This is a genomic window from Carnobacterium inhibens subsp. inhibens DSM 13024 (assembly GCF_000746825.1).
In the GTDB taxonomy this organism is placed as follows: domain Bacteria; phylum Bacillota; class Bacilli; order Lactobacillales; family Carnobacteriaceae; genus Carnobacterium_B; species Carnobacterium_B inhibens.
On sequence record NZ_JQIV01000006.1, the window covers coordinates 1,912,501 to 1,935,562 of the forward strand.

20 protein-coding genes, 8 tRNA genes and 2 rRNA genes (1 of these 30 cut by a window edge) are annotated in these 23,062 nt (G+C 35.5%); 25 read left to right on the forward strand and 5 right to left on the reverse strand.

All coding sequences use genetic code 11. The features are described from left to right. The 13 genes from BR65_RS10305 to BR65_RS10365 all read left to right on the forward strand — a co-directional run. A 23S ribosomal RNA gene (locus tag BR65_RS10305) occupies positions 1 to 917 on the forward strand; it begins 2,004 nt to the left of the window's first position. 91 nt (positions 918 to 1,008) lie between these two features. Continuing rightward, a 5S ribosomal RNA gene (gene rrf / locus BR65_RS10310) occupies positions 1,009 to 1,124 on the forward strand. Between the two features lie 24 nt (positions 1,125 to 1,148). Continuing rightward, positions 1,149 to 1,224, forward strand: a tRNA-Val gene (locus tag BR65_RS10315). 1 nt (position 1,225) lies between these two features. Further along, positions 1,226 to 1,298: transfer RNA gene (locus BR65_RS10320), tRNA-Lys, on the forward strand. A 39-nt stretch (positions 1,299 to 1,337) separates the two neighbouring features. Continuing rightward, positions 1,338 to 1,422: transfer RNA gene (locus tag BR65_RS10325), tRNA-Leu, on the forward strand. Positions 1,423 to 1,458: 36 nt separating this feature from the next. Continuing rightward, positions 1,459 to 1,531 (forward strand) — tRNA-Thr (locus BR65_RS10330). 7 nt (positions 1,532 to 1,538) lie between these two features. Next, positions 1,539 to 1,610, forward strand: a tRNA-Gly gene (locus BR65_RS10335). Between the two features lie 50 nt (positions 1,611 to 1,660). Next, positions 1,661 to 1,749: transfer RNA gene (locus tag BR65_RS10340), tRNA-Leu, on the forward strand. Between the two features lie 3 nt (positions 1,750 to 1,752). Further along, positions 1,753 to 1,826 (forward strand) — tRNA-Arg (locus tag BR65_RS10345). Positions 1,827 to 1,860: 34 nt separating this feature from the next. Next, positions 1,861 to 1,934: transfer RNA gene (locus BR65_RS10350), tRNA-Pro, on the forward strand. Between the two features lie 379 nt (positions 1,935 to 2,313). Next, on the forward strand, positions 2,314 to 2,775 hold the full coding sequence (locus BR65_RS10355) for a CtsR family transcriptional regulator (RefSeq protein WP_034538076.1): 462 nt from the start codon (positions 2,314 to 2,316) through the stop codon (positions 2,773 to 2,775). A gap of 25 nt (positions 2,776 to 2,800) precedes the next feature. Further along, the gene (locus BR65_RS10360; protein ID WP_034538078.1) at positions 2,801 to 5,293 is read left to right on the forward strand and encodes an ATP-dependent Clp protease ATP-binding subunit; all 2,493 of its coding nucleotides are present in this window, start codon (positions 2,801 to 2,803) and stop codon (positions 5,291 to 5,293) included. Positions 5,294 to 5,422: 129 nt separating this feature from the next. Continuing rightward, positions 5,423 to 5,806, forward strand: a complete 384-nt coding sequence (locus BR65_RS10365) for a hypothetical protein (RefSeq protein ID WP_034538080.1) — start codon at positions 5,423 to 5,425, stop codon at positions 5,804 to 5,806. Between the two features lie 62 nt (positions 5,807 to 5,868). On the opposite strand, the gene BR65_RS10370 is transcribed toward BR65_RS10365, so the two are convergent. Then, positions 5,869 to 6,732: a helix-turn-helix domain-containing protein gene (locus BR65_RS10370; RefSeq protein WP_034538081.1), complete on the reverse strand. Its 864-nt coding sequence runs from the start codon at positions 6,730 to 6,732 to the stop codon at positions 5,869 to 5,871. 122 nt (positions 6,733 to 6,854) lie between these two features. Between BR65_RS10370 and tadA the strand changes: the two genes are divergently transcribed. After that, positions 6,855 to 7,379, forward strand: coding sequence for a tRNA adenosine(34) deaminase TadA (tadA, locus tag BR65_RS10375; RefSeq protein WP_023176667.1), 525 nt, complete (start codon positions 6,855 to 6,857; stop codon positions 7,377 to 7,379). Positions 7,380 to 7,713: 334 nt separating this feature from the next. Further along, complete coding sequence (locus tag BR65_RS10380; RefSeq protein WP_023176668.1) at positions 7,714 to 8,124, forward strand: hypothetical protein; 411 nt, start codon at positions 7,714 to 7,716, stop codon at positions 8,122 to 8,124. A gap of 251 nt (positions 8,125 to 8,375) precedes the next feature. On the opposite strand, the gene proC is transcribed toward BR65_RS10380, so the two are convergent. After that, the gene (gene proC, locus BR65_RS10385; RefSeq protein WP_034538084.1) at positions 8,376 to 9,191 is read right to left on the reverse strand and encodes a pyrroline-5-carboxylate reductase; all 816 of its coding nucleotides are present in this window, start codon (positions 9,189 to 9,191) and stop codon (positions 8,376 to 8,378) included. Between the two features lie 388 nt (positions 9,192 to 9,579). Here proC and BR65_RS10390 point away from each other — a divergent pair, with 388 nt between their 5' ends. The 6 genes from BR65_RS10390 (at position 9,580) to BR65_RS10415 (ending at position 15,480) form a co-directional block, all read left to right on the forward strand. Continuing rightward, positions 9,580 to 10,587 carry a metal ABC transporter substrate-binding protein gene (locus BR65_RS10390; protein ID WP_023176670.1) on the forward strand — a complete coding sequence of 336 codons (1,008 nt, stop codon included), beginning with the start codon at positions 9,580 to 9,582 and terminating at the stop codon, positions 10,585 to 10,587. Between the two features lie 126 nt (positions 10,588 to 10,713). Next, a complete protein-coding gene (locus tag BR65_RS10395; protein WP_034538085.1) occupies positions 10,714 to 11,682 on the forward strand; it encodes a tocopherol cyclase family protein in 969 nt (322 codons plus the stop codon). Between the two features lie 17 nt (positions 11,683 to 11,699). Continuing rightward, the gene (locus tag BR65_RS10400; protein WP_051932740.1) at positions 11,700 to 12,227 is read left to right on the forward strand and encodes a methylated-DNA--[protein]-cysteine S-methyltransferase; all 528 of its coding nucleotides are present in this window, start codon (positions 11,700 to 11,702) and stop codon (positions 12,225 to 12,227) included. A gap of 191 nt (positions 12,228 to 12,418) precedes the next feature. Beyond that, positions 12,419 to 14,632, forward strand: a complete 2,214-nt coding sequence (nrdD, locus tag BR65_RS10405) for an anaerobic ribonucleoside-triphosphate reductase (protein ID WP_034538087.1) — start codon at positions 12,419 to 12,421, stop codon at positions 14,630 to 14,632. Then, positions 14,619 to 15,179, forward strand: coding sequence for an anaerobic ribonucleoside-triphosphate reductase activating protein (nrdG, locus tag BR65_RS10410; protein WP_023176674.1), 561 nt, complete (start codon positions 14,619 to 14,621; stop codon positions 15,177 to 15,179). Before nrdD ends, nrdG begins: the two co-directional genes overlap by 14 nt. A 91-nt stretch (positions 15,180 to 15,270) precedes the next feature. After that, positions 15,271 to 15,480 (forward strand): YwbE family protein, encoded by a 210-nt coding sequence (locus BR65_RS10415; protein WP_023176675.1) that lies wholly within the window; start codon positions 15,271 to 15,273, stop codon positions 15,478 to 15,480. A gap of 91 nt (positions 15,481 to 15,571) precedes the next feature. Here the strand turns inward: BR65_RS10415 and BR65_RS10420 are convergent, their stop codons facing one another. Further along, positions 15,572 to 16,102 (reverse strand): biotin transporter BioY, encoded by a 531-nt coding sequence (locus BR65_RS10420; RefSeq protein ID WP_023176677.1) that lies wholly within the window; start codon positions 16,100 to 16,102, stop codon positions 15,572 to 15,574. Positions 16,103 to 16,127: 25 nt separating this feature from the next. Then, on the reverse strand, positions 16,128 to 17,114 hold the full coding sequence (locus tag BR65_RS10425) for a biotin--[acetyl-CoA-carboxylase] ligase (RefSeq protein ID WP_034538089.1): 987 nt from the start codon (positions 17,112 to 17,114) through the stop codon (positions 16,128 to 16,130). Positions 17,115 to 17,289: 175 nt separating this feature from the next. On the opposite strand from BR65_RS10425, the gene BR65_RS10430 reads away from it, so the two are divergent. After that, the gene (locus tag BR65_RS10430) at positions 17,290 to 19,254 is read left to right on the forward strand and encodes an ABC transporter ATP-binding protein/permease (protein WP_034538091.1); all 1,965 of its coding nucleotides are present in this window, start codon (positions 17,290 to 17,292) and stop codon (positions 19,252 to 19,254) included. A 134-nt stretch (positions 19,255 to 19,388) separates the two neighbouring features. Here BR65_RS10430 and alr read toward each other — a convergent pair whose 3' ends face one another. Continuing rightward, positions 19,389 to 20,564 carry an alanine racemase gene (gene alr, locus BR65_RS10435; protein ID WP_034538093.1) on the reverse strand — a complete coding sequence of 392 codons (1,176 nt, stop codon included), beginning with the start codon at positions 20,562 to 20,564 and terminating at the stop codon, positions 19,389 to 19,391. Positions 20,565 to 20,797: 233 nt separating this feature from the next. On the opposite strand from alr, the gene BR65_RS10440 reads away from it, so the two are divergent. The 3 genes from BR65_RS10440 (at position 20,798) to BR65_RS10450 (ending at position 23,046) form a co-directional block, all read left to right on the forward strand. Continuing rightward, positions 20,798 to 21,025: a hypothetical protein gene (locus BR65_RS10440; protein WP_034538095.1), complete on the forward strand. Its 228-nt coding sequence runs from the start codon at positions 20,798 to 20,800 to the stop codon at positions 21,023 to 21,025. Between the two features lie 309 nt (positions 21,026 to 21,334). Continuing rightward, positions 21,335 to 22,093 (forward strand): polysaccharide deacetylase family protein, encoded by a 759-nt coding sequence (locus tag BR65_RS10445; RefSeq protein WP_034538098.1) that lies wholly within the window; start codon positions 21,335 to 21,337, stop codon positions 22,091 to 22,093. Continuing rightward, positions 22,090 to 23,046 carry an ABC transporter substrate-binding protein gene (locus BR65_RS10450; protein WP_034538100.1) on the forward strand — a complete coding sequence of 319 codons (957 nt, stop codon included), beginning with the start codon at positions 22,090 to 22,092 and terminating at the stop codon, positions 23,044 to 23,046. Before BR65_RS10445 ends, BR65_RS10450 begins: the two co-directional genes overlap by 4 nt. The last annotated feature ends 16 nt before the right edge of the window (positions 23,047 to 23,062 follow it).

Sequence of the window (23,062 nt, forward strand, 5' to 3'; positions counted from 1 at the left end):
CTGGGCACTGTCTCAACGAGAGACTCGGTGAAATTATAGTACCTGTGAAGATGCAGGTTACCCGCGACAGGACGGAAAGACCCCATGGAGCTTTACTGCAGTTTGATATTGAGTGTTTGTACAGCTTGTACAGGATAGGTAGGAGCCATTGAAGCCAGGACGCCAGTCTTGGTGGAGGCGTTGGTGGGATACTACCCTTGCTGTATGACCACTCTAACCCACAGCCCTTATCGGGCTGGGAGACAGTGTCTGACGGGCAGTTTGACTGGGGCGGTCGCCTCCTAAAGTGTAACGGAGGCGCCCAAAGGTTCCCTCAGAATGGTTGGAAATCATTCGCAGAGTGTAAAGGCATAAGGGAGCTTGACTGCGAGACCTACAAGTCGAGCAGGGACGAAAGTCGGGCTTAGTGATCCGGTGGTTCCGCATGGAAGGGCCATCGCTCAACGGATAAAAGCTACCCTGGGGATAACAGGCTTATCTCCCCCAAGAGTCCACATCGACGGGGAGGTTTGGCACCTCGATGTCGGCTCATCGCATCCTGGGGCTGTAGTCGGTCCCAAGGGTTGGGCTGTTCGCCCATTAAAGCGGTACGCGAGCTGGGTTCAGAACGTCGTGAGACAGTTCGGTCCCTATCCGTCGCGGGCGTAGGAAATTTGAGAGGAGCTGTCCTTAGTACGAGAGGACCGGGATGGACACACCTCTGGTGTACCAGTTGTTCTGCCAAGGGCATTGCTGGGTAGCTATGTGTGGACGGGATAAACGCTGAAAGCATCTAAGCGTGAAGCCCCCCTCAAGATGAGATTTCCCATCACGTAAGTGAGTAAGACCCCTGAGAGATGATCAGGTTGATAGGTTGGAAGTGGAAGTCTAGCGATAGATGGAGCGGACCAATACTAATCGGTCGAGGACTTAACCAAAGAATAAACGGTGTACGACGGTTTCTAAACGAAAAACAAATTTTTAACTTATCCAGTTTTGAGAGAACAACGTTCTCTAGATTGAAATTTGTGTGGTGGCGATGGCAAGAAGGTCACACCTGTTCCCATGCCGAACACAGCAGTTAAGCTTCTTAGCGCCGATGGTAGTGAAGGGTTTCCCTTTGTGAGAGTAGGACGCTGCCACGCAAATTCAATTGTTTTTTCTCAGATGGAGGTTTAGCTCAGCTGGGAGAGCATCTGCCTTACAAGCAGAGGGTCGGCGGTTCGATCCCGTCAACCTCCACCATGAGTCATTAGCTCAGTTGGTAGAGCATCTGACTTTTAATCAGAGGGTCGCAGGTTCGAATCCTGCATGACTCATAACTAATCATTCAACATGTTTAGTTATGCCATACTTTTGCGGGTGTGGCGGAATTGGCAGACGCACTAGATTTAGGATCTAGCGTCGAGAGACGTGGGGGTTCAAGTCCCTTCACCCGCACCATTTTTTTTTTTGAATGTTTAGTTAAGTACCACTTTAGCCGGCTTAGCTCAGTTGGTAGAGCATCTGATTTGTAATCAGAGGGTCGAGGGTTCAACTCCTTTAGCCGGCATTTTGTTGCGAAAGTAGTTCAGTGGTAGAACATCACCTTGCCAAGGTGGGGGTCGCGGGTTCGAATCCCGTCTTTCGCTTACTAGTTCAACTAGTGAGCTCATTCGCAAGAATGACAAGCTGTTCTAATGCCGGGGTGGCGGAACAGGTAGACGCACAGGACTTAAAATCCTGCGGTGAGTGATCACCGTGCCGGTTCGATTCCGGCCCTCGGCACCATTTGCACCCATAGCTCAATTGGATAGAGTACTTGACTACGAATCAAGGGGTTAGAGGTTCAAGTCCTCTTGGGTGCATTTCTTTTGTAAAAAAGATAAAAACTCAGTAGTACGGGAAGTAGCTCAGCTTGGTAGAGCACTTGGTTTGGGACCAAGGGGTCGCAGGTTCGAATCCTGTCTTCCCGATAAACAACTTAGAAGATAATTCCATTTTTTTGTGGGGTTATCTTTTTTTATTATATTATTTTGTAGATACTTCGATTTAATGTAGAATAACAACAGTTTAAATGGTATTTAAAGAAAAAATGAGTAGAGTTGCTTTTCAAATCTTCTTATTTCTCGTATAATTAAAGTCAGGATTAGTCAAGAATGCTTCTTGATTGCTTACTGGAGCATCCTCCGTTATTAGTTTATTTTATTGAGTAAAAAAATAAACTAAGTAAATAAGTCTAGTGTTGGGACGAAAAGAAAAGGAGTGTTACTAAAAAAACGCCATTGCAATGTAAAGTAGATAAGGATATGATGTCTTATCACACATTAAAATGTTTTAGTAACAAGGTAACTCATGCACAATCAAAATATGTCGGATATCATTGAAGCTTATTTAAAGAAGGTTTTAGGCCAAGATGAACAAGTCGAGATTAGACGTAGCGAAATGGCAGATCGATTTAATTGTGTTCCTTCTCAAATAAATTATGTTATAAATACTCGTTTTACTGTACAACAAGGATATTTAGTTGAAAGTAAACGAGGCGGTGGTGGGTATATACGTATTATAAAGGTGAAATTATTAGATGAAGTTGAAATGCTGGATATGATGATTGATATTATTGGAAGTAAAATTTCTCAAAAGAATGCTTATTCTATTATACAAAGGTTGTTTGAATCTGAAATGCTATCGAAGCGTGAAGCCAATATTATGTTATCCGTAATGGAAAAATCACTCTTGAACTCTACTGAAGCAAATGAAAATGAATTAAGAGCTAAGTTATTAGTTGCCTTTTTAACTAATTTAAAATATGAGTAACGTATAAAAAACGGAGGCGAAATTGATGAATGAATTATTTTCTGAAAAAGCAAGAATGGTTTTAATCATGGCACAAGAAGAAGCAAAAGGATTTCGTCACCATTCTGTAGGAACTGAACATATTCTTTTAGGTCTTATAATGGAACAAGATGGAATTGCTGGAAAAACACTAAGACAATTTTCCGTTACTGAAATGGATATTCGTGAAGAAATCGAACATTTTACTGGGTATGGAACAATGAAATACCTTTCTAAAAACGCTATTCTTCCGTATTCTCCAAGAGCAAAACAAGCGATTACTTTTGCTACAGATGAAGCAAGACGTATGGGTTCAGCTTTAGTTGGCACTGAGCACTTATTATTAGGCTTATTACGTGAGGAAGATATCTTATCTTCTAAGATATTAAGCAACTTAGATATCAATTTAAATAAAGCCCGTCAAATTGTATTGAAGAAAATTGGATTAAGTGATGTAAACAGTGGCAAAGGTAAAAAAGCAAAACCAGCTACAAAACAAATTGCCGGTACACCTACTTTGGATTCTTTAGCTCGTGATTTAACTGACACAGCAAGAAAAGGTAAGTTAGATCCAGTAGTTGGGCGCTATAAAGAAATTCAACGTATTATTCAAGTATTGAGCCGTAGAACAAAAAATAATCCTGTTTTAGTAGGAGAACCTGGTGTAGGTAAAACTGCCATTGCTGAAGGTTTAGCACAAAAAATTGTTGACGGAGAGGTTCCTGCTGCATTAGCAAATAAACGATTAATGATGTTGGATATGGGTTCGCTAGTAGCTGGTACAAAATATCGTGGTGAATTTGAAGAACGTATGAAAAAGATTATTGATGAGATCTATCAAGATGGAGAAGTTATCTTATTTATAGATGAATTGCATACGTTAATTGGTGCTGGTGGAGCAGAAGGTGCTATTGATGCTTCTAATATCTTAAAACCTGCATTAGCCCGTGGCGAATTACAAACGATTGGTGCGACCACTTTAGATGAATACCAAAAGTATATTGAAAAAGATGCCGCTTTAGAACGACGTTTTGCACCTATCCATGTTGATCCTCCTTCAGAAGAAGAAGCAGAAGAAATATTATTAGGCTTGCGTTCTCGTTATGAAGAACACCATGGTGTGGAAATTACAGATGAAGCAGTACATGCTGCTGTTAAGTTCTCATCACGTTACATTACTGCAAGACAGCTTCCTGATAAGGCAATTGATTTAATAGATGAATCTGCTTCTAAGGTGCGTCTAGATGTTTCAAGTAAACCTTCTCCAGTAGCAGCTGCAGTTTCTATTCTAGAAGCTTTGATCCAAGAAAAAGAAGAAGCCATTCAATTACAAGATTTTGAGAGAGCTGCAAAAATTCGTACAAAAGAAATGAAACAACGTAAGAAGATTGAAAGTTTACTTCAAAAACAAGAAGGAAAAGCTTCTTCGAGCTCATTACAAGTAACGGAAAGAGATATTGCAGAAGTAGTCTCCTTATGGACCAATATTCCTGTGCAACAAATGGAACAAAAAGAATCGGATCGTTTAATGAATTTAGAAAATATACTGCATAAAAGAGTTATTGGACAAGAGCAAGCTGTCGGATCAGTTTCTAGAGCGATTAGACGGTCTAGAAGCGGGCTGAAAGATCCTAACCGCCCTATTGGTTCATTTATGTTCTTAGGTCCTACAGGTGTAGGGAAAACAGAATTAGCTAAAGCACTTGCTGCAGCCATGTTTGGTAGTGAAGAAGCATTAGTACGAGTAGACATGTCTGAGTTCATGGAAAAATATAGTACCAGTCGTTTGATTGGTTCGCCTCCTGGTTATGTTGGGTATGATGAAGGTGGACAATTAACTGAAAAAATCCGTCAAAAACCATACTCTGTTATTCTTTTTGATGAAGTTGAAAAAGCACATCCAGATGTATTTAATATCTTACTACAAGTTCTTGATGATGGTCATTTAACTGATGCCAAAGGAAGAAAAGTGGACTTCAAAAATACAGTCATGATTATGACTTCTAACTTAGGTGCAACAGCTCTAAGAGATGAAAAATCTGTAGGATTTGGTACAGCAAACAATAAAAAAGATCATAAAGCAATGGAAAAACGAATAATGGAAGAATTGAAAAAAATGTTTAAACCAGAATTTATAAATCGTATTGATGACTCTATTGTTTTCCATTCTTTAGAAAAAGAAGAATTGACTCAAATCGTAAAACTAATGGCTCAAACTATTGTTAAACGACTAAAAGAAATGGACATTGAAGTAAAAATTACTCAAGCAGCAATTGATGTGATTGCTAAAGCTGGTTATGATCCTGAATATGGAGCACGTCCGATTCGTCGTGCACTTCAAAAGGAAGTAGAAGATCGATTGAGTGAAGAGTTGCTAAGTGGTCGAGTTAAAATCGGCGATCAAGTAACAATCGGTGCTTCAAAAGGAACGATTCGTATTACTGTAAAAGATTCAATAAAAAGAAACAACAAAACAGTAACTTCAAGTGAAAATAGTTAAGTTGTTTTTTTAAAGTAAAGTTAGAGAAACGTCTGCTATCGTATAAGATGGTAGACGTTTTTATTCGTATTTTATATTTCTTTCTGCTATGATAAATTTAAAGAAATAAGGAAAGGAAAGTGACTAAATATGAAAAATTCGACAAAAGCATTATTGATAGGATTCGGAACACTTTTTACAGTTGGGGCTATTGTTGTTTCTTCTTCAAATATGGCAATGGAAAAAATTGAGTCTAAAATGAATCGTAAAAGAGCTAGATATTTCGTAAAAGATAAATTAAAAGGCAACGAAAATGCTATGAGTGTAATTGATGATTTATCTGATATGGAAGTTGCTAATTTATTGGGTGTGGTAGATAAAGTGTCTGATTTAAGAGGCAGTATGAGCTCTTATGGAGAACACCTAAAAGATACTACACACGACTTTAAAGAAACACTTATGGATAAAAAATCAGATTTACAACATGAGTTTAAACACCAAAAAAAAGGGCTAAAACATAAATTTAAAAAATAATACTATTGTTATAAAAAAATAATCTACCGCTAATTTTTTTCATTAGCAGTAGATTATTTTTTTTAGATTGTTAATAAATAACAAAGCAGCAAATCATCTCTGTTTTTTAATGAAAGACCAGACTCTTCATAGAAACGATCTAGTCGATATTGTAAAGTATTGCGATGGATGTAAAGATATTTAGCTGCTAAGCTGATATTTCCTTGGTTTAGCCATATAGCGGTAATGAGTTCTTTTATTTCGGAATGAGAAATGAGTTCTTCTTTTAATTGTTGTATAATCGGACTTTTAAATAGAGCTTCAGAAGCATAATAACTTAGTGCTATATCAGGTAATGAAAATACTTGCTTGCTTTTATCCAGCTGATTGAAAAAAATAGTTTGCTCTTCGTTAAAAATATCCTTTATTTCTAATGAAATAGACCAGTATTGACCAATATAACCTTTTGTTTTTATCGAAAAATCATCATCTAAAGTTTGTAAAATACCTATCGTCTCATCTTGGTTTAGTGAATAACCTGAATAGTGCTGAATCAAAAGACCATAATGGTCATTGATAAAAAAGGCAGCTTCTACATTTTCAAAAAAACTTTTAAATGCATTTAGCCATAATTTCTTATTAAAATTAGTATCCATTTTTTTTATATTAAATTGGATAATTCGATAATTTCCAGATTCAGCAGGTAGAATAGAATTATTTTCTATTAAAAAATCATACCATTTTGACTGAGGATTTTCTGGATTTTTTATGTCTGTTTCTTTATTTAAAATAAGGTGAAGCAGCTTTGATTCTGAAGAGGTCAATTGTTTTTTATCAAAATGGATCCATTGATTTTGATAAGGGAAGGTCAAGTAATTCTGATCATTATTCGAATCATCTGTCAAAAAAGCAGATGGGTAAATAGACTTAAGTTGATTAAAATTCATAAAAGCACTCCTTTGAATGAAAACAGTTACAAATGTTCTATACGTTCATTCTATCATTTTTTTAATAAATTTGTAGATGAATTATGCTATGATAAAGAAAAGAATAAACGAGGGAACAAGAAATGTTAACTGCAGAAGAAAAAACGTACTTTATGCAAGAAGCGATCAAAGAAGCTCAAAAAGCAAAAGAGAAATTAGAAGTTCCTATTGGTGCAATAGTTGTGTTGGATGGAAAAATCATTGGCAGAGGTCATAATATAAGAGAAGAATCGAACGATGCAACAACTCATGCAGAAATTTTGGCCATTAAAGAAGCTAATCGCCACTTAGGAAATTGGCGTTTAGAAGAGGCTCAATTATTTGTGACACTAGAACCTTGTCCTATGTGTAGTGGTGCAATGATCTTATCACGCATCAAAGAACTCTATTATGGAGCTAGTGATCCTAAAGGCGGTACTGCTGGAACATTGATGAATTTATTAGATGATAAGCGTTTTAATCACCAAGTACAAATTGAAAAAGGTCTTTTAGAGGAAGAATGCAGTGAATTATTAAGCGATTTTTTTAGAGAATTAAGAAGACGAAAAAAAGAAGAAAAAGCACAAAGAAAAGCAAATAAACTACAACAAGACGACAGCCAATTATAAAAAAATAATGATGAGGCTAAGACAAAAATCCCAGCCACTTCTTTATATACGACTGTTTATTCTAAAACATGCTCCAAAAAAGCAGACCCGACGTCCACTTCGCGAACAATGCTCGATGGTCGATGACCATACTGCGCTTATTCGTTCCAGTGATTCGGGTCTAAACGCTTATTGTCCCACTCTCATATTCTGTAAAGGTCTAATGTGAAAAAACTAAATTAACTTTTCTATTCTTATTTTGGAAGGTGGTTTTGGTTAATACAGATTATATCAACTTGAAAATAATATAAATATCGGGTTATGATAGAAGAGTTCTAAAAAAGGAGGTATTCTTTTGTTTAATAAGAAAAGAAAAAAATTAGTGATGTATATGTTTTTAGGAATTATGTTGATATTCTTAACTGGGTGTAAAGGTTCAAAAGACATACAAGGTAAATGGTATGCAGAAAATTCCGATGGGAAACAAATGATTATAAATGTAATGGATGAATCTATCACCTTTAGTTCTGAGGGAACTGATGATTGGACTGTATCTTATAAGCAAACGGGTACTGGGTTTAAAAACAATATTAGTTATAAGAAAATAGAATTCGATGATAAAATTTACTCGTTTGTTTTCCCAGACAAGAAAGATATAGACAATGCCATTATTTTGATTCCTTATGATGAAGATGAAGCAACAGAGGGAACTATTTACTGGGTTCTATCTAAAAATGATTTTCCAGATTATAACAAATATAAGTAGTTAGCATAATCCAAAAAGACTATTAGACTGAAAGGACCTTACCTGCATTAAGGAGAAAATAAACTTATTAAATGGACCTATCACGATTAGAAAACGTACTTTTGAATAAATAAAGTTAAATTCTCTAATTTTTGAAAAGCTGAACTTATACATTTATAAAACAAGAAAGGTAACACGTAGTATCTATACTAAAAAACTTCAATGACACAAACGTCGTTGAAGTTTTTTAGTGTTTTTTTAAGATGGAACAGTTAGTGGTGTTTCATCATTTCTTGATCTTTATCAATCACTGCTTGTGCTGCTTTTGTAATTGAAGAGATAAAACCAGCATCTTCCAGAGCTAGGATTCCTTCAACAGTTGTTCCACCTGGAGAAGAGACTTGATCAATCAAATTCCATGGCGTTTCTTCACTGTCCAAGACTAATTTTCCGCTTCCAAGAACAGCTTGAGCAGCAATTTTTGTAGCTACTTCTTTAGACATACCATTTCTAACAGCAGCTCTGGCTAATGAATCGATAAATAAAAAGACAAAAGCAGGTGAACTGCCGGCAATTGCTGTGAAAGTACTAAAATCTTTTTCAGGTAATTCAACAACTTCACCAATAGCTTTAAACATATTGAAGATAAATTCTTTTTGTTGAGAAGTAGTGTAGTCATTTCCACATATGGCAGTCATTCCTTCTCCGATTTGTGAATTTAGATTAGGCATTACTCGAATAATAGCTGTTTCATTGCCGTCATTTAATAGTTCTGATAGTTTTTGAAGGGATGTTCCAGCAGCAATAGATACAACTAAAGGTTGATGAGCAGCAATTTCATCTTTAATTTCTGCCAAAATAGTTGGGAAAACATTTGGTTTAGCTGCAAGTACTAAAACATCGACTTTTCCAGCTAATTCTTTATTAGAAGAACAAGCTTGAGTACCAGTTTCTGAAGTGAAAAGGGCTAATGTTTCTTTGGTTGTATTGTGAACGTAAATATCTTGATGAGAGGTATGCCCATTTTGGATCATACCTTTTATAATGGCACTAGCCATATTTCCAATTCCAATGAATCCTACTTTCATGATGAACACTCCCAGTTTTTCTTTTTATATGTTTATTTTACCATAACTTACAAGACAAAATTAAAAAGCATTAGTTATAACTAAGATGAACATAGAGAAAATAGCTTCTTAATAAAACTTATTGTGGGAAGTTCTATAAGAAAAAATGCTTGTGATAAAACGTAACCATTACGATTTAATCAGTGCTTTAATAATTTACCATGCTTAATTTTAGAAGTCAATCAAATATTATAACTAAATCGATAGTAAAAATAAAGGTTGCATCGATAAATATAATCCTGTATTATACAAAACGTAACCATTACGATTTGTGGCGTAATAATTAAATTCATTGAATACATACGAGTTTAAGTAACAGTGCACTATTTTTTTTACAGGAGGATTATTGATGATGAAAACAAGTAAATTATTAACTATAGGGTTATCTATAATAGGAGTAGGAGTATTCATGAGTGGATGTGGAGCAGCAGAGCAAGCTGATACATCATCAGATAATAGTCATACAGAAGAGACAATAAAAGTAGTAACGACGTTTTATCCCATGTATGATTTCACAAAAAATGTGGCACAAGATTTGGCTGAAGTATCTTTACTTTTACCTGCTGGAACTGAAGTGCATGATTTTGAACCTAGTGCTAAAGATGTTGCCGAGATCCAAGAAGCAGATGTGTTTATTTATAACAGTGAAGAGATGGAAACATGGGTTCCTTCCGTATTAGATACTATTGATTCAACCGAAGTTCTCGTTATTGATGCTAGTGAAGGCATTACCCTTATTGAGAATGAAGCAGTTGAAGAACACAATGATTCAGATCATGAGCACGCAGAGCATACCCATGATCATGATGAAGAAGGGCAAGAAGAGCACAGTCATGCAATTGATCCACATATTTGGCTAGATCCTGTCCTTGCTCAAGAAGAAGTGAACACCATAAAAGAAGGCCTAATTGAAGCTGATCCTGAAAATGAAGAAGGTTACGAAGTTAATGCTGATGCCTATAATCAAAAGTTGGAAGCATTAGATCAAGAATACAGAGGAGCTTTTCAAGAGGCAGAGAACCGAACGTTCGTCACACAACATGCAGCTTTTGCTTACTTAGCTCAACAATATGATTTGAATCAAGTATCAATAGCAGGCTTGTCATCCGAAGAAGAGCCTAGTCCGGCTAAATTAGCTGAATTATCCGAATTAGTCGATCAAGAAGGGATGGAGTATATCTACTTTGAAGATAATAGTTCTTCTAAAATCGCCGAAACGTTGGCAAGTGAAGTTGGTGTTGAGTTAGCTCTATTAAGCCCTTTAGAAGGAGTCAGCCAAGCAGATCAAGATGCTGGAGTAGATTATATCGAAGTTATGAAAAATAATTTAGAATCATTAAAGAAAAGTATCCGTTAAGATCACCATGGAAACTATAAAGCAAAACATCAATTTATTAGCTATCTTTTATCGAATAAAGTAAGATAAAGACACGTCTTACACCATTGGAAGAACAAAATAAATGGTGGCAGGGAGGATAGCTAAATGTTTGATAAGATAAAAAATCCGATTCTTTTTCAAGGAGATTTAACTAAAAACAATTATTTTGAAGGATGGTACTACAAGCACGTTTCATTTGATGAAAAGACCAGCATTAGTTTAATTCCTGGTGTGAATTTGTTTAAAGGAGACGAACATAGTTTTATCCAATACATTTATGTAACGCTAAATGAGCAAAACGAAAAAACGACAAACACAGGGTATATTCGTTATCGTTTAGATGAGTTTAGTTACCAAAATAATCCATTTTTAGTTCAAATTGGACAAACTATTTTTACGGAATCGTTTGTTTCTATCCATCTGAAAGATGAGCAGTTTACGGTTCAAGGAAAATTAGGGTTAGGTACTTTTCAAAATATAAAAACTTCCATTCTGTCTCCTTCAATTATGGGAGGATTTGCATATATTCCTAAGATGGAATGTTACCATGGTGTCATTAGTATGAATCATCGCTTACAAGGAACTTTAACGATCAATAATGAAGAAGTTGAATTCACGAATGGCAAAGGTTATATTGAAAAAGATTGGGGCACTTCTTTTCCAAAAGAATACATTTGGATCCACTCTAATCATTTTAAAAATGAAAGTACAAGTCTCTTTTTTTCAATTGCACATATCCCGTTTTACCTGACCACTTTTAAAGGCTTTATTTGCAATATAATAGTGAACGATAAAGAGTATCGTTTTGCGACTTATAATGGGAGTACGGCCAAGATAGTGAGTCAAACGAAAGATACAGCACTGATCGTACTTGAAAATAAAGAAGCAGAATTGACTATTCAAGGAATGATTACAAGTTCTGGTAAACTCATCGCTCCTAAAAATGGGAGTATGAATAAGGCGATCAAAGAAGGGTTATCAGGAGAAATCAGTATTCTTTTAAAAGACAAGAAACAAAATACAATATATAGAGATGAAAGTAAGTTGGCAGGTATTGAAATAGTAGAAGCTTAGGTTAATGAGGTGAGGAAATGGAAAATCTTGAGCAGAACATAATTTACGGCTCTTTTGAATATGATTTAGGCAGCCTTTATCTAGCAGCAACCGAGAATGGTCTCTGTTTTGTAGGCTCTCTAAACGAGTCACTGAGAGAACTTGAGGATGGTGTAACAAAATTATTTTCAAAAGCAACTTTAGTAGAAAATACGGTTGGTTTACAACTCTACCATCAACAATTTTTAGACTATTTTAACGGTTCTAGAACTACGTTTACGCTGCCTTTAGATGTGAAGGGAACGTTATTTCAACAAAAGGTTTGGAAAGCTTTGACCACTATTCCCTATGGACAAACAAAATCGTATGGTGAAATTGCAGCTGAAATCGGTCAGACTGGAGCTTTTCGAGCAGTGGGTACAGCAATTGGAAAAAATCCGTTATTGATCGTCGTACCTTGCCACCGGGTCATCCATAAAAATGGGAAGTTAGCAGGTTATCGAGGAAAGTTAGACATGAAAGAAACACTATTAAGTTTAGAGAAAAGACAAGGGAAAGTATGCTAAGAAAGAAAATGAAATAGGATAAATATAAATAGATTATGCCTTGATCCAGGCATAATCTATTTATATTTCTTTTAATAACAATTAAAATGATGGACGAAATGTAGGATTGCGTTTATACTATATATAGTTTAAAAATTATTTTTATAGCTATATATAGTGTTTTAAAGGAACGGATAGGGTGGCGATAGGAAATGATTATGGATAATGATATTTTTTGTGAAACTTCGAACAAACTTAAGCTGAAAGTAATGAAAAGAGATGGACGAGAAGTTGAATTTAGAGAAGAAAAAATCTTTGAAGCTTTGTTGAAAGCCTATCATTCATTGACAAAAGAAACGGATGAAAAAAGTATTCAGGAACTAAAAGAGATCGTTGAAGTAGTAAAAAAAGAAATAGCACAACGATTCGTCAGCAATATTAAAATTTATGAAATTCAGAGTATTGTTGAACATATTTTAATAGATGCCCATAAACATGAATTAGCGGAAGCCTACTTAGTTTATAGAACCCGTCGCGATCTGGAAAGAAGCCAATCAACGGATATAAACTATGCTATCCATGATCTTTTACGTAAAGAACAAACCGTAGTAAATGAAAATGCGAATAAGGATAGCAACGTATTCAATACTCAAAGGGATTTAACTGCAGGAGTAGTTGCGAAATCTATGGGACTTAAATTGTTGCCGAAGCATGTTGCTAATGCGCACCAAAAAGGAGATATCCATTATCATGACCTGGACTATCAACCATACGCTCCAATGACAAATTGTTGTTTGATCGATTTTCAAAGTATGTTTAGGGAAGGCTTTAAAATAGGGAATGCAGAGGTAGAAAGTCCGCGTTCCATTCAAACAGCTGCTGCTCAAATGGCACAAATTATTGCCAATGTGGCTTCTAGTCAGTATGGAGGATGCAGCGCAGATCGAATTGATGAAGTATTAGCTCCTTATAGTCGTTTAAACTATCAAAAACATTTGCAGACTGCAAGAGAATGGGTCACAGGAGAAGAAAAGCAAAAGCAATATGCCCGTGAAAAAACAAAAAAAGACATTTATGATGCTATGCAGAGCTTGGAATACGAGATCAATACCCTTTATTCTTCTCAAGGACAAACGCCTTTTACAACGTTAGGATTTGGATTGGGAACGGATTGGTTTGAACAAGAAATTCAGCGTTCCATCTTATTAGTTCGCATCAATGGATTGGGAAAAGAAAAGAGAACAGCCATTTTTCCAAAACTTGTCTTCACTCTTAAACGAGGCGTTAATTTGGATCCCGAAGATCAAAATTATGATATAAAAAAATTAGCCCTTACTTGTTCAACCAAAAGAATGTATCCTGATGTCTTAATGTACGATAAAGTCGTTGCGTTAACGGGAAGTTTTAAAGCGCCAATGGGGTGTCGTTCATTTTTACAAGGATGGAAAGATGAACATGGTCAAGAAGTAAACTCAGGAAGAATGAATTTAGGTGTGGTCACACTTAATTTGCCTCGTGTGGCTATCGAATCTAAAGGAAACCAATCAATGTTTTGGGAGCTATTTGAAGAACGATTAAAGGTTTGTCACGATGCTTTAGTTTATCGTGTTCAAAGGACAAAAGATGCATTACCTGAAAATGCTCCTATTTTATACGAATATGGCGCTTTTGGGAAACGATTGAAAAAAGGAGACAGTGTAAATGATCTCTTTAAAAATAAACGTGCGACAGTATCTTTAGGTTATATTGGACTATACGAAGCTGCAACAGTCTTTTTTGGGCCAGAGTGGGAAAAAAATGAAACTGCCAAGGCCTTTACAGTGGATATTTTGAGAAAAATGAAACAGCACACAGATCAATGGGGAGAAAAGTATGGCTATCATTTTAGTGTGTATTCAACACCCAGTGAAAGTCTAACGGACCGGTTTTGTCGCTTAGATACAAAGAAATTTGGCGTACTGACAGATATTACTGATAAAGAGTATTACACAAACAGTTTCCATTACGATGTACGAAAAAAACCAACACCGTTTGAGAAGATTGAATTTGAGAAAGATTATCCTGAATACACATCTGGCGGTTTCATCCATTATTGTGAGTACCCGAATATGCAACAAAATCCAAAAGCGTTAGAAGCTGTGTGGGATTTCTCTTATGATCGTATTGGATATCTTGGGACCAATACGCCTATTGATCATTGTTACAAATGTGGATTTGAAGGAGATTTTGATCCGACTGAGCGAGGATTTAAATGTCCACAATGCGGAAATACCGATCCCGACAGCTGTGATGTCGTAAAAAGAACGTGCGGTTATCTCGGTAATCCTCAAGCTAGACCGATGGTAAACGGAAGACACAAAGAGATTTCAGCTCGGGTCAAACATATGCCAGTTAACGGGGAGGAAATACTACATGAGGAATCCTAAACCGAAAGAATGGCTGGCTAAAGATTACAGTCAATGCCGGATAGCGGATTATAAACCGTTTAATTTTGTTGATGGAGAAGGTGTCAGATGCAGTCTCTATATGAGCGGATGTCTGTTTGCCTGCAAAGGCTGTTACAATAAGATCGCACAAAATTTTGCTTATGGAGTGGAGTATACTACAGAACTAGAAGACACGATCATTGCTGATCTAAAGCATTCTTATGTTCAAGGCTTAACTCTTTTAGGAGGAGAACCTTTTCTCAATACACAAGTTGCAATTCCTTTAGCTAAACGCATTCGTTCGGAATATCGTGAGACAAAAGATATTTGGTCTTGGACTGGCTATACATGGGAAGAATTGATGCAAGAATCGGAGGATAAACTGGAATTGCTGTCACTAATCGATGTCGTTGTGGATGGACGGTTTGAATTAGCTAAAAAAGATTTGACGCTTCAGTTTAGAGGGAGTTCAAATCAACGTATTATTGATGTTCAAGCATCATTGAGACATGAAAAAGTTGTATTATGGCAAAATCAATTTAATTAGAAGCAAAGTATGAAAGCCTTACTTTTTAGACGTAAGTAGCATGAAGAGAATAAAATATGCTACACTACAGATAAATAAAGGAGCGGATATTATGGATGGGAAGTCAAGAGCAGCGATTAAAATTGATGCACTAGTAGATATTGTTTTAAAAAAAGATCAACGTACAGGTAAATTAACAAGAGGTCACGTAAAGCGTATTTTAACCAATAGCAGTCAACATCCACATGGGATCAAAGTCATGTTAAAAGAAGGAGACCAAGTTGGTCGTGTCCAAAAGATCTTAACAGATGACGATAAATAAGTAACCTAACTGACAATAACAAAAGAGATCTAAACTGGTTTTCACATCAGCTCGATCTCTTTTTGCTTTTTTAGTTAATAAGCGATTAAATTTAATTTTGAATGCGTTTAAGATGTCGTTGCAAGCGGGAGCTGATCAAAAAAGCGAAAACAGCTTTAACGACATCACCTGGAACAAATAATAAGAAACCCGTTTTGAAGATGAGACTGTTACTCATAGTCAAATCAAGATAGCCTCTTAGGATGAAAATCATATAAGGCAATCCAATGATATAAAAAATACTGGATCCAATAAGAATGGCCCCTAAAGCAGATTTAAATGTGAAAGATCTGCTTTCTAAGAACCATGCCATTACATAAGCTCCTAGAATGAAACCAAGTACAAAACCAAAACTTGGACTTAAAAAAGATTGAAATCCTTTAAAGATAAGGATGAGCAATAAGTGCAGGGTTTGTGCAAGAAAAGCAGCATTTTTTTGCAAGATAAGGCCAGTTAGTAAAACAAACAACGTTTGCAAGGTGAAAGGGACTGGACCAAGAGGAATACTGATAAAACTGCTAATATAAGACAAAGCTGCCATTAAACTACAGAGTGTTATTTCTCGCGTGGTTAAGGTTGACATAATAGGCTCCTTTGAAATTCATTCATCAATCGAATGGCTTTTTCATAATGATTTCTCCGTAAGACAACGTTCGTTGTTGGCCATCAGCCAGTTGCACAACAAGACCTCCTTGAGGATCAATATCTATGGGAATAGCTTCGAATTCTTGCTTACGTTCTTTAAAAGTAATTTTTCTACCAATCACAAAACAACGTTTTTTATATTCTTCTAAAAAAGTACGTTCCTCAATTGTTTGATAAATCATGTGAAATTGATTCATGATTTCAGCTATTAGAAGATTACGATCACTAATTTCCTTTTCTGTATCAGTAGTAAGAGAGCCTGCGATAGTGCTGATTTCAGTTGGAAAACCTGTTAAAGGCTCTTTAACATTTAAGCCTACTCCGACAATCAGAGTCTCTATTTTCCCGCTTTCAAAGTCTGATACAGCTTCAGTTAAAATACCGCATATTTTTGTATCGTTGAGATAAATATCATTTACCCATTTTATACTAGGTCGTTTAGTAGTTAATTTTTCAATAGCCAAACAAACGGCTACAGCAGTAGCTGTAGTGACTAAAGTAGCATCCGCCATAGATAAGTTGGGCTTTAAAAAGAAACTCATGTAAATGCCTGTTTGACTAGGAGAGTAAAAAGACTTACCTAATCGTCCTCGTCCTTTAGTTTGTTCTTCAGCTAGGACAACGCCTTGATTTTGTGAACTTTTCATTGCAAAAGAACGAGCTTTATTATTTGTAGAGTCAATGGTTTTAAATGTATGGATAGGAAAAGTTTTTAGATCTGTATGCAGGAATGATCTAATGCCTTCAATCGAAATGACATCTGACTTTTCAGAAAGTCGGTAACCTTTATTGGTTACTGCTTCAATGATGTAGCCTTCTTCTTGTAGAGTTTTTATTCCTTTCCAGATAGATGTTCTTGAAAGTCCTAGTGTATCTGCCAATGCTTGACCAGAAATATTGGACCCTTTTTGTTGTTTTAATAAAGAAAGAATGCGTAATTTTGTAGACATAAGTTCACCTCGTTTTTTAGTATAAAAGCTTCTATTCTTATTGTCAACTAAATTATATTTAGTTAGGTAACAATTAGAAAATAAGAGTAACCATTGTTAAATAAATCAAAAAGTAGTAATATGAGAACATTCTACAAAAAAGTTAAAATTATAAAAGAATTGAAGGAGAATAAAGATGCCTGTAATGGAACTAAAGCAAGTGAATAAATCATATAAGATCAATGGCGGAGAAACATTTCAAGCTTTGAAAGACATTAATCTGTCTTTTGAAAAAGGTGAATTGGTGTCTATTATTGGAGAATCTGGTAGTGGGAAATCCACACTAATGAATTTGATTGGTGGGTTAGATTCAGATTTTCAAGGCGAAATTCTTGTCGATGGTGAAAATATTGGAGATTATTCTGAAAAGAACTTGGTACAGTATCATAAAGAAAAAGTGGGATTTGTCTTCCAAAGTTTTAATCTTATCTCTCATTTATCGGTTTTAGACAATGTAACATTAGCAATGACCTTATCAAACGTTTCAAAGGCAGACCGAGAAAAAAGAGCCAAAGAAATTTTAGGTGTAGTAGGTTTACAAGATCATTTGTATAAGAAACCGGATGCTATTTCAGGTGGTCAAAAGCAACGGGTAGCTATTGCACGTGCACTAGTAAATGATCCGGATATTATTATCGCAGATGAACCTACAGGAGCATTGGATTCAGAAACAACAGATCAAGTTTTAGAGATGATCAAAGAAATTGCTGAAAATGGCAAACTGGTTATTATGGTTACCCATTCTGAAAAAGTAGCGGGTTATTCTAGCAGAGTTGTGACGATTGATGACGGACGAGTAATAGATGATCAAAAAGGCAGTGCATTAACGGTTACAGACAATAAATACAAAACAGAGAAACCTAATCGCAATAAAAATTTGAGTTTATTGGGTGCAACAAAGTTAGCCCTTTTAAATATGAAAGAAAAATTAGCTCGTAATATATTGATTGCTTTAGGTGGTAGTGTAGGAATCATGAGCGTCATTTTAATGTTGTCTTTAGGAAGTGGTGTGAATTCTTATTTAACAGATACGATGAACAGTCAGGTAAATCCGTTAGTTAGTGAAGTTCATATGCCGGACGAAGAGCCGGAAAACCAAACTGAACTGAATGAAATGCGGGACCAAAATCCTTTAATGGGATTATCTAGCTCAGCTCCATTTGGGACGGAAAATATTGATGAGTTGTCTAATATTGAGCATGTAGAAGCAGTTGAAGAAGGTTTTACTAATTTCTCAATTGGAACAAATAAAGCTTCTTTTGATGGAAAAGCTACTCAGTTTATGAGTGTGACGACTGTTTCTTCTATGATTACTAGTGCTGACATAGTAGAAGGAGGACTTCCTGAAGAAGGAGAAGTCATGATTACTAAAAATATGGCGGATACTTTAGGAGAAGACCTTGTAGGACAGGACATTCAAGTTGATACAATCGTTAATGAACAACAACTTAATTTGACAATGACTGTCAGTGGAATATATGGTGCTGAAGCATCAGCTGCGATAGATACAGTTTACTTGAATTATGAAGATTTAAAAAATGCAATGGAAGAAGCAGGGGGAGTATTAAATCCTAATATCATTTACCTTGTTTCCGATGATGCTGCTGCAACAGACTCTATCAAATCTAAGGTTGAAGACTTAGGATACAAAGGATCATCTACGGAAGCTATAGCAGAGACATTTAGTCAAATGCTGGATGTCTTTACGTATGTGTTAGCCGGAGTTGCTGGGATTTCATTAGTGGTTTCAGCTATTATGATATTGACTGTCTTGTATATCAGTGTGGTTGAAAGAACAAAAGAAATTGGTGTGATCAAAGCCATTGGGGGACGTAAAAAAGATATTCGCCGTATTTTTGTATCTGAATCCTTCTTGATTGGTTTATTCAGCGGAATGTTTGGTGTCGGAATTGCATGGGGACTATCATTAATCGCTAATGCTGCAAGTACGCACTATTTTGATGTTGCTGTCATTGATCTAACGCCAATGTATGCTGTTTCCGGAATAGTTTTAAGTATCATCATTAGTATGGTAGCTGGCTTAATGCCTGCGTCTAAAGCTGCGAAATTAGACCCTGTTGAATCACTAAGAAGAGACTAGCCTATATTTCGGCCAAATTTGATTTGGTAAAAGATATAGATCAATTGGCTTTAAAGTGGTATAAAGAAATAAAGTAAAACCTAATGTATAACTGTTTGTTTGCAGTTATACATTAGGTTTTTTTAGTGCAATTTCTAATGAGAATCTATTAATCCTGTAGTGGCGACGATCTGATTATTTTGGATATAGACTCTGGGAACTCGTTTTCCAATCAAACAAGCGACCTCATAATGGATCGTGTTCATTTGGACAGCTATTTCGCTAAGAGAAATACAATTATCTAGTGGATCTCCAAAAAGAATGATTTCTTCATTAAAATCAGCTGGATTTATTCCAGAAAGGTCTACCATTGTTTGGTCCATACAGACTCGTCCAACAATAGGTGCTTTATGCCCATTTAGGGTAACGTGTCCTTTGTTTGATAAGGACCGTGAAAGACCATCTGCATAGCCTACTGGAATAGTCGCAATAATAGAATCTTTTGTCGTGGTATATGTTCGACCATAGCTAATTGTTTGCCCAGTAGGAACATCTTTAATCAAAATCGGTTTCGTTTTAAAAGACATTACCGGCTTTAATGTGATATTATTTCGCAAATGTTCTTCTGGGTATAAACCGTACAAACCAATACCGACCCGTACCATGTCTAAATGCATTTCTGGAAAAGCAATTGTGGCGGCAGTATTGCAACAATGCTTAACGGGGATATCATACCCTTTTTGTTGAAGATAAGAAACAATATCCATAAAGTGATGAAATTGATCATGAACAAAAGAAGAATCGATCACATCAGCATCAGCAAAATGAGTAAAAATGCCTTCTAGAATCAAGTAATCTGAAGTAATGGACGAAACAACCTGCAAGGCTTCAGAAGTAGAACGTACTCCAATTCGGTTCATTCCGCTATCTATTTTTAAATGAATTCGACAGACCAATTTCTTTTTAGTTGCTAGTTCTTGAATGCGTTCAACAGCTTCTTTTGAATAAATAGTTAAAGTAATATTATGATCGATGGCTTGTTCAATTGTCTCAGTATCTAAGCTAGTGTAGCCTAATACTAAAATTGGAATAGAAAAACCGGCCTTACGTAAGATAATCGCCTCATCTAAAAATGCAACGGCTAAATAATTTGCACCAGCATGAATAGCAGCTTTAGCTACTTCTATCGAACCATGACCGTACGCATCAGCTTTAACGACAGCCATTAAGTTCGTTTCAGGCTGAATTGTTTCCTTAAAAGCGTTTATATTGTACACTAAATTATTAAGAGATATCTCTACCCATGTTTCTCTATAACTTCCTTTTTCCATTAGTCCACTTCCTAAATTTACCTACATTATTTTTTATAATCATACCACTTAATAGTAGAAAATGTATACCATTCTAAATAGAGATAAGTATCATATAGTGAAACTTAATGTATATAAGAATAACATAGGATGGTATACTAATAGAGGATAGAAAAGGAATTGTTAGAAAATAAATAAGTTACTTCTACAATAATAATGATTGACTATCTTTGGTTAAAAAGCAGGAGGTTTATATGAACGATATTCAAGATTTTCGAAAAAATTATTTAGCCATTCTTAAATCCAGTAAATTGAAACAAACGAAGAAAAACGAATTGTTTCAGACGATCTTATGTCAAATGGATGAGATTTTTAAAATTCGCACAAGTGAAATGGAAAAATACAATACAGATAATTATGATGCAATTACACTCTACTTAGAAATTTCTGCAACTTTAAAAGCTCAGCAAGAAAATAATTGATTACATAAATTCGAAATCGTTAAAAGAATAATGAGGCCGCTATTTTTAAAGTTCTATCTTATAAACTGATATTGTTTATTGTTACACGTAGAGATAGTGTGAAAGAAATAAAAAAATGAATTCATGGACGATCTTATAAATAAACAGCTGAAGAGTCTCTTGAGAAAGATAGAGATTTTCAGCTGTTTATTGGATTTTTTTGTAGAAATGGGTTATTTTAAGTTAGAAAAATGATATAATTATTGTAGAAAAGAGATAGATATTTTTTTAATAATAAAAGTGAATGTTTTCACAAAAAGAGGGGTTTTAATGAGCTTTAATGTTTTGATGTATCATGAGTTTCGCGAACGGGGTGCTTTTGATAGTACCAATCCATCAACAATTTCAGTTGAACAAAACTATCAAGATGCTTTACCGCCAGTCCTTTTTAGTTATGTAGAGGATTTTAAAGAACAAATGAACTATTTAAAAAGTGAGGGATATCATACTTTAACGCTTCAAGAAATAAAAAACTTTTATGAAAATGAAACAGAGCTTCCAGAAAAATCAGTTTTAATAACAATTGATGATGCATTTCAATCTGTACATAAGTATGCATACCCGATTTTAAAAAGCTTACAATTTCATGCGGTTAGTTTTGTGGTATTAGGGTGGCTATCACAAGAAATGAAAAAATTTGATCCAACTATCTCAATGGTTATGAGCAAAAAAGAACTTGAAGAAATGAAGGACGTAGTTGAATTGGCTAATCATACAACTAACCTTCATATTCGTCATTCGAACGGAACAGCTGCTATGCAAATGGTCTCTTTTGAAGGTTTAAAAAAAGACTTAACAGCATGTGGAGAGTATGTGGATTTTCCTGATGTGTTTGCTTATCCATTTGGAATTTATGACTCTAAAGATATTGAACGGTTAATTAAAGCCGATGTGAAGTACGCTTTTTCAACTACTCCGGGTACCAATACAATTGAGACTCCGCTATTAGAGCTGCGTCGTGATACGGTAACGTTGGGATGTACAATAGAAGAATTTAAAGCAATTGTAGAAAGAGGAGAGAAAAAATGAAAAAATTAGGAATGTTGTTAATGACAGTTGCAATTGGTTTAGCAGCTTGTTCAAACGGTAATGAAAGCAGCCAAGCGACACAAACAAGTGAACCAGACCTTACAAATGAACCCCTTCGATTCGGAACATTGCCAGCAGAATCAGCAATACCGATTATATTAGCAGAAGAAAACGGCTATTTTGATAAGGAAAACGTCGAAGTAGATATCACGTCTTTTAGTTCGCCAAACGACCGTAACGCTGCTGCACAGTCTGGTGAACTTGATGGAATGATTGGTGACGTGATGACGGCTCTTTCTTTTAAGGAAGGCGGAATCGATTTAACGATTACATCTGATATCAATGAAGAATTTAAATTGTTGTCTTCACCCGATTCTGGAATCACAGATATAAAACAACTGGATGGAAAAGATGTATCTTTAATACCCAAGCTGTTATTAGAATATATTATGGATGAAATAGCTGCTAAAAATAATATTGCCTATGAAGTTGTTTCCATCCCGTCGATCCCTGCAAGATATGAAGCTTTATTAGAAAATCAAATTGATTCGGTTATTTTTACTGAACCTCAAGCAACAGCACTTCAGCTAAACGGAGCCCATGTGTTAGCAAGTTCGTCAGAGTACGGTATCAAAGGCGGAACTATACTCTTTAGTGACGATAGTGTAGCGGAAAGATCTAGTGATATTGCTGCTTTTTATAGGGCATATAACCAAGCAGTTGATTATATGAACACAACAGATGCAGCAGAATATAGTACTGTTTTAACAGAATATAATTTCCCGGAAACTATGGGAGATTATTTGAAAAATAAAAAGGAAGATTACAGCAAAGCAACGATCGTCACTGAAGAACAATATGAAAGCATTAAACAATGGACAAAGGAAAAAGAGATGATTAGTAAAGATTATATGTATGAAGAGTTAACAGACTTTTCTATGCTAGAAGATTAATAAAATACCTCGATTT